The sequence below is a fragment of the Thermonema rossianum DSM 10300 genome (genome assembly GCF_000426825.1).
In the GTDB taxonomy this organism is placed as follows: Bacteria; Bacteroidota; Bacteroidia; order Cytophagales; family Thermonemataceae; genus Thermonema; species Thermonema rossianum.
Genome location: NZ_KE384579.1, coordinates 348,802 through 357,579, shown reverse-complemented (window position 1 = coordinate 357,579; position 8,778 = coordinate 348,802). Strand labels below are relative to the sequence as shown.

The 8,778-nt window shown below is 48.3% G+C and carries 7 protein-coding genes; 2 read left to right on the top strand and 5 right to left on the bottom strand.

The window, feature by feature from the left end; translation table 11 throughout:
- Positions 1-351: 351 nt before the first annotated feature.
- The gene (locus K384_RS13130) at positions 352-606 is read right to left on the bottom strand and encodes a T9SS type A sorting domain-containing protein (protein ID WP_038032966.1); all 255 of its coding nucleotides are present in this window, start codon (positions 604-606) and stop codon (positions 352-354) included.
- Between the two features lie 649 nt (positions 607-1,255).
- The gene (lpdA, locus tag K384_RS13120; protein ID WP_038032961.1) at positions 1,256-2,650 is read right to left on the bottom strand and encodes a dihydrolipoyl dehydrogenase; all 1,395 of its coding nucleotides are present in this window, start codon (positions 2,648-2,650) and stop codon (positions 1,256-1,258) included.
- A 99-nt stretch (positions 2,651-2,749) separates the two neighbouring features.
- Here lpdA and K384_RS13115 point away from each other — a divergent pair, with 99 nt between their 5' ends.
- Together K384_RS13115 and K384_RS13110 are read left to right on the top strand one after the other, a co-directional pair.
- Positions 2,750-4,036, top strand: coding sequence for a DUF2851 family protein (locus K384_RS13115; RefSeq protein ID WP_038032959.1), 1,287 nt, complete (start codon positions 2,750-2,752; stop codon positions 4,034-4,036).
- Positions 3,985-5,169, top strand: coding sequence for a hypothetical protein (locus K384_RS13110; protein WP_157630176.1), 1,185 nt, complete (start codon positions 3,985-3,987; stop codon positions 5,167-5,169). Before K384_RS13115 ends, K384_RS13110 begins: the two co-directional genes overlap by 52 nt.
- On the opposite strand, the gene ytxJ is transcribed toward K384_RS13110, so the two are convergent.
- The 3 genes from ytxJ to K384_RS13095 all read right to left on the bottom strand — a co-directional run bounded on the left by ytxJ (position 5,160) and on the right by K384_RS13095 (position 8,722).
- On the bottom strand, positions 5,160-5,558 hold the full coding sequence (gene ytxJ / locus K384_RS13105) for a bacillithiol system redox-active protein YtxJ (RefSeq protein ID WP_084147242.1): 399 nt from the start codon (positions 5,556-5,558) through the stop codon (positions 5,160-5,162). The two genes, K384_RS13110 and ytxJ, sit on opposite strands and share 10 nt — an antisense overlap.
- A gap of 84 nt (positions 5,559-5,642) precedes the next feature.
- A complete protein-coding gene (locus tag K384_RS13100; RefSeq protein ID WP_157630175.1) occupies positions 5,643-7,919 on the bottom strand; it encodes a T9SS type A sorting domain-containing protein in 2,277 nt (758 codons plus the stop codon).
- 53 nt (positions 7,920-7,972) lie between these two features.
- On the bottom strand, positions 7,973-8,722 hold the full coding sequence (locus K384_RS13095) for a hypothetical protein (RefSeq protein WP_038032956.1): 750 nt from the start codon (positions 8,720-8,722) through the stop codon (positions 7,973-7,975).
- Positions 8,723-8,778 lie beyond the last annotated feature (56 nt).

Genomic DNA, 8,778 nt, shown 5'->3' with positions numbered 1-8,778 from the left:
TGCTCCAATGGCTACGGTATTGGCATCCGGCATGCTCACAGAATAGCCTGAATTATCACCTGCCGCTTCGCCGTCTATGTCTGACCCTTTTTGTACAGGATTTTGGGAGAACACTACCCCATTTATACATAGCGCTATTAAACCTAAAAGTATTTTTTTCTTTTTCATGGTTATGCGTTTTAATAGTTTTTTTTCAACTGCAAAAAAAAAATATTTATTATTTTCAAAATTCTGGGATAAAATGCAAAATTCTGGGATAAAATACAAAATTTAGGGATGAAATGCAAAAAAAGAGATAAAAAAAGGCAGCCACAAAGGGCTGCCTTTTTTATTTATGAACATCCGGGCTTATTATTGCTTCATCACTTTGAAAATAGTTCTCTTATTATCCAACATCAACTCTAATAAATAAACCCCTGTTTCTCCTTTAACCTCTAAATCAATGCGATTGGCCTTTTGATAATTCTCTCTCATCACTTCTTGTCCTACTACATTTCTCAAAACTACACTTACATTTTTGTAAAATCCTCCCAAATCAATGGTTACTCTCCCTTGCGTTGGGTTGGGATAAACTTGTATTGTCGCGTTTGTTAACACATTTTCCATTTATCTTTGGTTAATGCTCTCAAAAATAGGTTTTATTTACAACAAAAAGCGTAAAAAAGTATATGCTATTTCTCTGTCTCACTTAGAAGTAACGGGATTTACTGTTACACCTGCACTTCATCCGGAAAGACAGATGAAAGGCTAAGCTAAAAAAAGACAGATGTTTGCCTCTTCTGCCTTTGCTGCTTGTGGCTTGGTGGGTTTGAGATTGAGATTTCTCACTCGCTTACGCCCGTTCGAAATGACAGGCTGCGCTTCATTCGGGATGGCAGACTGTGTTTGTGTAGTTGCTTCCTCTGATTTGTTATTGAGTGCATCTCCCTTGTTTTCGAGCACTTTCCCCTCTTGTCATTTCGAGCGCCCCTCTTTGTCATTTCAAGCGCAAGCGGGAAATCTCTGTTGCTGTTTGTGGCTTGGTGAGCTTGAGATTTCTCACCTCACTGCGTGAGGTTCGAAATGACAAGGCTATACTGCGCTCCGTTCGAAATGACAGATTACGCTTTGCTCCGTTTGGAATGCCAGGCTGCATGGAGTGAGCAAAAATAAGCACCACACTGTGCCGGCAGGCAGGATAGAGACACAAGGGGCGTGATAAAAAAAGCCCTTGTGGAAGTGCACAAGGGCTTAGAGGGCTTGTATTGTGGGCTGCTTACAGGTGAATCACCTCGCCATAGGCAGCGGCTACGGCTTCCATGATGGCTTCCGACATGGTGGGATGCGGATGCACCGATTTGATGATTTCGTGTCCGGTGGTCTCCAGATTGCGGGCAACCACCACTTCGGCTATCATTTCGGTAACGTTGGCACCAATCATGTGTGCCCCCAGCCATTCGCCGTATTTGGCATCGAAGATGACCTTCACAAAACCGTCTTTGGCACCGGCAGCACTGGCTTTGCCCGAAGCCGTATAGGGGAACTTGCCTACTTTGATTTCATAACCGGCTTCGCGTGCCTGCTGTTCGGTCATACCTACCGAGGCAATCTCGGGCTGGCAATAAGTACAGCCCGGAATGTTGCCGTAGTTGAGCGGATGCGGATTCAAGCCGGCAATTTTTTCCACGCATATGATGCCCTCGGCAGAAGCCACGTGTGCCAAAGCAGGACCGGGCGTCACATCGCCGATGGCATACACACCGGGCACATTGGTGCGGTAAAACTCATCTACGGCAATTTTGCCCTTTTCTACTTTCACGCCGGCTTCTTCCAAGCCTATGTTTTCGATGTTGGCAACCACGCCCACTGCCGACAGAAGCACGTCGCACTCAAGCACCTCTTCGCCGTTGGGCGTTTTTACGGTCACTTTGCAGCCTTTGCCTTTGGTATCGACGGCCGTTACTTCCGAAGAAGTGTAAATCTTAATACCTTTCTTCTTGTATATCTTTTCCAACTGCTTCGACACTTCCTCGTCTTCGTTGGGCACGATGCGCGGCAGGTATTCCACGATGGTTACTTCCGTGCCAATGGAATGATAGAAGTAGGCAAACTCCACGCCGATGGCGCCCGAGCCCATAATCACCATTTTCTTGGGCTGCTTTTCAAGCGTCATTGCCTTGCGGTAGCCAATGACCTTTTCGTTGTCTATCTTGATATGAGGCAGTTCACGGGCACGCCCGCCGGTGGCTATGATGACATGCTTGGCTTCATATACTTTCTTTTTCCCTTCCTTGTCGGTTACTTCCACCTTGCGGTCTTTGGTGAGCTTGCCCCATCCTTGAATCAGGTCGATTTTATTTTTTCTGAACAAGAACTGAATGCCCTTGCTCATGCCGTTGGCTACTTCACGGCTGCGCTTAATCATGGCTTCAAAGTCGTGCTTTGCCGAGCTTACTTTGATGCCATAGTCTTCGGCATGTTGAATGTATTCGAATACCTGGGCACTTTTAAGCAGCGCCTTGGTGGGAATACAACCCCAATTCAGGCAGATGCCTCCCAATTCGGCGGCTTCCACCACAGCTACTTTCATATTTAACTGAGCTGCACGGATGGCTGCTACATAACCACCGGGACCACTCCCTATTACAATCACGTCATAGTTTTGACTCATAGTCTTGATATTTTGGTTGAGTTTTGATACATTCACTAAGGCTTGGCACAAAAATAGTTGAAAAAGTGCAACAAAAAATATTTTTCACCATAAAATGCCATGCAAGAAGCGCTGCTACATCACATCTGGCATTATCGTTATTTTCGCACCCCCGGCTTGTTTTTGGTGGACGGCCGCCCTTTGATGATTGTACACCCCGGCACGCACAACACCCACCAAGGCGCTGATTTCAGCCAAGCGCAGCTGCAGATAGGCAACCAAAGCCTGCAAGGTGATGTAGAAATACACCTCCGCAGCTCTGACTGGTTTAAACATAAACACGACCGGCAGGCCCATTACCGGCAGGTAGTGCTTCATGTGGTGTGGCAGCACGACATGGACGCCCCCCATACCGAAGGCATCCCGGTGTTGGAGTTGCGCCATTATGTAAATCCGCAGGTGCTCAATACTTACCGGCAGCTGGTGCTGTCGCCCATTCACCGGCGCCCACTGTGTGCCCCGCAGTGGCAAGCAGTATTGCCGCTGCATAAGATAGACATGCTCGAAAAAGCCGTGATGCGACGCATGGAAGAAAAGGCACAACGCATACTGCAAGAGTATGAAAGCTGCACATTATGGGAAGAAACCGCCTACCGGGCGCTTGCCTATGCTTGGGGGCTTGCCCAAAATGCCACCGCCTTTTTGAAGCTTAGCCGTCAAACCCCACTTAAAGTACTGCGCAAACACCGAAACAACTCCATAGCCATAGAAGCCATGCTGTTTGGACAAAGTGGTTTGCTCCCCACGCCCCCACTCGATGATTACTGCCAACAACTGGCGCAAGAGTATGCTTTCTATAAGCATAAGTTCTCTTTGAAAGCGCTACCGGCAACAGAGTGGAAGTTCTTGCGCATGCGCCCCGGCAGCTTCCCTACCTTCCGGCTGGCACAATGGGCTGCTTTGCTTGTTCAACAAGATTTACTGCATAATCTGTTGCTTGAAAGCCCGGCGGAAACGCTTCAAAAAACATTTGCCTCGCTGCCGGTAAGCGACTATTGGCAATGGCGTTACCGCTTCGGAAAGAAAGGGGCACGCCCCACACCAAGCGGCATGGGCAAACAAATGATTTACACCCTGTTGATCAACGCCGTGGTGCCTTATCGTGTGGCTTATGGCTTGCATAGCGGCAAGAAATCGTATATTCAAAGCGCAATGGAATTGTTGCAGGCGCTGCCGCCCGAGCATAACCGCATCACCCGCCTGTGGGCAGGATTCGTAGAGCCTCAAAGTGCTTACGACTCGCAAGCGCTCATTGGGCAGTATAAGCAAGCCTGCTTAAAAAAAGAATGCCTTTCATGCGTCATTGGAAACCATTTGTTGCGCAAGAGCGCACGCTCTTCATCCTGAGTTGGGGCTGGCGTTATGCCGTAGCCATGGCAGTGATTGCCTACTACAAGCAGCTGCAAGAAGGCGATATTTTGGCCTACCTCCACGATTTACAAGTACTGCAAAGCGCCTTGCAAACGGGGCTTCTGCCATGGCAGGATTTACTGTCTTTTGCCCCCTTACCACAAGCCGTCAGTATTCAATTGTGGCTATACACCCAACCCCGGGCCTATGCCTTCGTATTATGTCTGCTGCCGCTGTGGTTACTCTCCGGGGGCATAGAGCCGCTGTTTGTGGCTGTGGTGGTGGGCATTGGCAATGTTTTGCTTTACCGTTGTTTTACAAGCATCAAATGCTATTACCCTCATTTGGCACTGCCTGCCTTTATTGCTTTGTTTTTGCTGCCTTCCATGGCCATATGGACAACACCGCCCTTAAAAGAAAGTCTTGTGATTCCGGCGATTTATTATGTCTATGCTTGCTTGCTACACTATTGCCATCGCAGGCGTTTGGCATTCGTTCACTTTTTGGGCACGGGCTTTGTGTTGTTTTTGCTTTGGAAAACAAAGTACTACTACTTTGCCACACTGGCCCCCTTGGTGGCGGCATGCTTCGTATTGTGCTGCCGCCGTTTGCCCAAAACGGCTCTGCTTATTCTTGCCGTGGTCATACCGGCCGTTTTTGTGTATCTGCTGCCTTTTATTCATCCCAACCTCTCGCTGCATGCTTTCATGGCAGCCCTGTGGCAAAACCATCGCGACATTGTGCGGTTGAGCAACCCGGCCAATGTGTACCCGCTGCCTTTCGACGGCCATCCCGGCTCGTTGATTCAAAGCGTGCTTCCGGCATTGTTCAATGCCTTGTTTCGCCCCTTCCCATGGGATGGTACGCTGTGGGCAGGACTCGTTTTGGGAACAGAATGTTTGTTGCCCGTCGCTGCCATGTTTTTTTTATTGAAAAAAAGAAAGCGCTTGTTTTCTGCCCTTCCTGCCTATTGGTGGCTCTTGCTGCTGTTTATTGCAGGCAATGCCGTGTTGTTGGGAATAGCAGCGCCCAATATTTCAGCCCTGAGTCGTTACAGGCTAATCTATTGGGCACTCTGGTGGTTGCTGTGCGCTTCGTTTATCATTCCGGGCAAAAAGGATTATAAATAAGGCTTTATGTTTTCAACATCAATAGCCAAATGAGAGCTATGATACACGCACTTGCCATCTTTAAATATCAACAGCTGCGGCGATTGGTGCTCCACTCCCGACAAGCGGGCAATGGCGTTGGACAAAGGGCGTTCTTCTATGACACGCACCAAATAAGGATGTAAAGCCTGCTGAAAGGTTTCGTTCCATGTGCGCTCCAGACGATTCAAGGCAGTGGCACTGATGGAACAGCGGGTGCTGTGTTTAAAGATAAGCACCGGCTTTTCGAATGATGTTTGTTCTATGGCATGCACCAAGGCTTCCTCATTGGGGAACTGTTGCCATGCCGGGCGAGTCTGCCCTTCTTTGTTTGCGCTTTCGCTGCCAAAGATTTTTTCAAAAAATCCCATGATTGTGCATTTAATAAAGGTTCAGGCTAAAAACAAAACCGTAGTGGTAAAGAGTTCGCTTTGCGAATGGTTTCCACCTGCCGCTTACCACTTCACCACCTTTTGTACAAGGGGGGGCAGGTCTTCAAAAATCACCTCTACAAAATAGACACCTTGCGGCCATGGCTGCATATCTATTGTTAGCGGCGTTGTGCTCCATGACTTACGGCTTGCCCACTCTCTGCCGGTTATATCATAGACGCGCAGCTGCTGTGCCGGACGTAGCAGCTCTATATACAGGCGCTCCATGGCAGGCACGGGAAAAACATGCGCCCAATGGGCACGCTCAACGCCCGTCGGTTGTTCGGTATATACAAACGCTTTAGGCGATGCATAAGGGGTTTCTACATTTGCCGCTGCATTCTTGGCTTTCACCCGAACGTAATACTGTGTTTCGGGCAACAAAGAGAAGGCAGTAAGCGACACGGTTGTGGGGTCATTAAGCGGATCGTTAGGTGCTGTAATAGCTTGTGGAGATTCAAAACCGGGCGTTTCGCTTATCTCTACCACATACTCCGTGGCGACATAATCACAGAGTGGAGTCGCCGTGTAAATATTGACTTCCGCTGCCGTTGCAGGGTTGACAATGTATACATCAAATGTGGGGGTCTCGAGCGGACATAAGGTCACCGGCTCATAGGTAATTTGATTGGAGGGGACGCTCGTCGTAAGCGTATTAAAGAAGTCTATATAAGGTGCAGGTCCTGTAACCGTATAATTGAACAACCCTGCAGGCAAAGGGAAAGTGGCTGTACCGCCGGCATCGGTGGGCATCGTTTCGGTTTCTATGATTACCTGCGCCCCACTGACCGGGTTTCCGGATACGCCATCATTTACAACAAAATCATAGCGTGCCAAAGGCTTTTGAAGATACACAAAGCCATCGGCTGCATTGACAGATGTGCGGTTGTCTATTCCGGAAAGGGTGGGATCAAAGTCAACCGTACTATAAAAGCCTCCGGCAAACACTACTTTATCGTTTTGTTGGGCAAGGGCTTTGCCTGTAATAAGTCCTCCTATGAAACCTCTTGCATATACCAAACGTAGCGTGCCACTGTCATTATAAAGTTTTGCAAGGAAGGTGCCATTCGTAAATGTTGACGGGTATTGAATATATCCAGGCGAAAAAGGGTCAAAAGAAACATTTCCCTGAAAATACCCTCTCAAATAAATCTCCCCTGAGGGCCCTAAAGCCACATTCGTAATTTCCTCATTATTACCGCCGTCTAAAAGGTAGTACAAAGGAGAGGGCAAATTTGCCAGTTTGCCCGTTGCAGGGTCTATATTAAATAAAATGCCGCCATCTTGCGTAGCAGAAACGGTATAGGTACCTGCCGGATCCGGATTTATATCTGCATTACCATTGATACGCCCGGCCACCCACAGTTTTCCCTGTGCATCAAAGGCAATGGCGTGTCCAAAGTTTCCCGCGGGGGTGGCACCAAAGCTGCCTGCCCAACTTACTGCTCCTGTGGCATCTATCTTGGCTACCCAAGCGTCCGGATTTCCCGGACCACCCACCGAAGACAGGTTGGTTCCCCCATTGGTTCCCCCAAAGTCAACGTTGGTCCCGTCAAAGAATCCTGTAGCATATACAGCCCCGCTCCCATCTACTGAGAGGTCTCTTAAACGAACATCACTACTGCTTGTCCCTCCTAACTCTTTTGCCCAAGAGAAAGACAAGTCTTGCCCTCCCTTTGCCACAAAACCGGCAGCTGAACCACTCGAGAACAAGTAGCTTCCTCCACTTTGCCAGTCAAAATCCACACTACTTCCTATAAACTCTCCCCCAATAAACAAATCCGTACCATACAACTCTATATCATTTACAAAGACTACATCTGAGGAAGATGTACCTTTCACATGCTTCACATCGTCAAACGAACCATCTGACTTCAACTTCAGTATGAACACGGCACGCCCAAACCCGGAAACATCAATAGTCACGGCATTAGCTGGCGGGTCAAAAGTAACTGCATTAAGGAAAGTACCTACCACAAATATACTTTCATCCGAAGCAATGGCCAGAGCTTTTGCTTCGTCGTTCCCTGTACCTCCTGAAATATACTCCCATATCAAACTGCCATCTACACCACTTAGCTTTTTCACAAAAATATCTGTATCTCCCGCACCAACTGTTTTCTTCCCCACCACGACCACATCACCTGCCGGCGTAAACGCTGCATCATATATGACTTCATCGCCGTTTGAGTTGGCAAATACCTGCAGCCATTCGCGCTCTTGTATTTGTGCTATAGCAATGGAAGTCATACCCAACCATAAGAGGGATACATGTATTATATTTTTCAACAGGTACTTCATAAAGCATTCAATTTATTAGTAACCGGGTAAATCAAATCATGGTTGCAGAAGCCTTAAGGCAAGGTACGGAAGCGTACCTCAGCACTTCGATACACAGAGTTGTCACTCATACGTACAAACAACGCCAAAGTGTATTCGGTAGCGGGCACTAATGCAGGTAAAGCATGAATGGCTTGCAAAGCCGTATAATCATCCTCCAGTGTAATAGGGTAGCTTACCCCTTGCGCAGATACCGGGTCTTCAAATGAGGCTGTGCTCCCTCCTGCGGGAGTAACCTCCAATCCAATGGCGGCAATATCTTTCCCATCGACCGGCGGACGTTCTACTACCGCAATGATATGGGCATTATTATCCGTAATATTGGAAACGGATTGAATGTATAAAGCCGGAGTTTTGTCGGGTTGGACCTCATAGGTTTGCACCTCAGCGACAAGCAGGCTACTGCCCCGGTCAACGGCAGCAGCATACTCAATACGCCCCCCCGGGGGCAATGCCACCCAGTGGCGATACTCGAAGCCGGCGCTCACCTCACCTACTTTTATGCTATCTACAATGGTGGTATCTTCCGAAAGGACTGTTCCCCCCGCATCCCATACAATGTAATAGAATCCGTAAGGGCGCCCCGCATCGTGTGCGCTCACATCTATAAACTGTGCCCTCAGGGCTACAGAGTCGGTTTCTTTTATCGGTTCGAGCGTTGTTATTTTGGTTAGCCGCTCGAAGGTATCGAAAAGCATGGGGTCACAAGAAAGCAAGCAGCCTGCTACAAAAAGTGCCCCCCAAAGACGAGATAGGCGTTTCATGGGCTGATATGTTTAAAGTCAGGACTTAAAATATCACGCTACAAAATCCATGCTTG

What these genes read in the sequence shown, in the direction of transcription:
- K384_RS13130 (WP_038032966.1), bottom strand. Translation starts at nt 606, where the DNA reads ATGGAAAATGTGTTAACAAACGCGACAATACAAGTTTATCCCAACCCA.
- lpdA (WP_038032961.1), bottom strand. Translation starts at nt 2,650, where the DNA reads ATGAGTCAAAACTATGACGTGATTGTAATAGGGAGTGGTCCCGGTGGT.
- K384_RS13115 (WP_038032959.1), top strand. Translation starts at nt 2,750, where the DNA reads ATGCAAGAAGCGCTGCTACATCACATCTGGCATTATCGTTATTTTCGC.
- K384_RS13110 (WP_157630176.1), top strand. Translation starts at nt 3,985, where the DNA reads ATGCGTCATTGGAAACCATTTGTTGCGCAAGAGCGCACGCTCTTCATC.
- ytxJ (WP_084147242.1), bottom strand. Translation starts at nt 5,558, where the DNA reads ATGGGATTTTTTGAAAAAATCTTTGGCAGCGAAAGCGCAAACAAAGAA.
- K384_RS13100 (WP_157630175.1), bottom strand. Translation starts at nt 7,919, where the DNA reads ATGAAGTACCTGTTGAAAAATATAATACATGTATCCCTCTTATGGTTG.
- K384_RS13095 (WP_038032956.1), bottom strand. Translation starts at nt 8,722, where the DNA reads ATGAAACGCCTATCTCGTCTTTGGGGGGCACTTTTTGTAGCAGGCTGC.